Source organism: Corynebacterium glyciniphilum AJ 3170 (genome assembly GCF_007673095.1).
Lineage (GTDB): Bacteria > Actinomycetota > Actinomycetes > Mycobacteriales > Mycobacteriaceae > Corynebacterium.
Genome location: NZ_VDYZ01000348.1, coordinates 1 through 237, shown reverse-complemented (window position 1 = coordinate 237; position 237 = coordinate 1). Strand labels below are relative to the sequence as shown.

Genomic DNA, 237 nt, shown 5'->3' with positions numbered 1-237 from the left:
GGAGGTGGAGTGGGTGAAATTGGGGTGAAGTGGGGGGTGATGGTCAGTGGGGTAGGTAGGGAGAGGGGAGATGTGGAATGGGGGTTGGTGGGGGGGGTGGGGGTTGGGGAGTTGAGGGGGGAGGAGCGTGGAGAAGGGGTGAAGAAGGGGGGGGAGGGGGGTAAGGGGGGTGGGGAGGAGGAGTATGTCGAGGAGGTGGAGGAGCTGGAGGGGAGGTAGAGGGGAGGTGTGTGGGGG

1 protein-coding gene is annotated in these 237 nt (G+C 65.8%); it reads left to right on the top strand.

The window, feature by feature from the left end:
• A partial coding sequence (locus FS507_RS20140) for a hypothetical protein (RefSeq protein ID WP_222121485.1) occupies positions 1-219 on the top strand: 219 nt, incomplete at its 5' end.
• Positions 220-237: the final 18 nt, after the last annotated feature.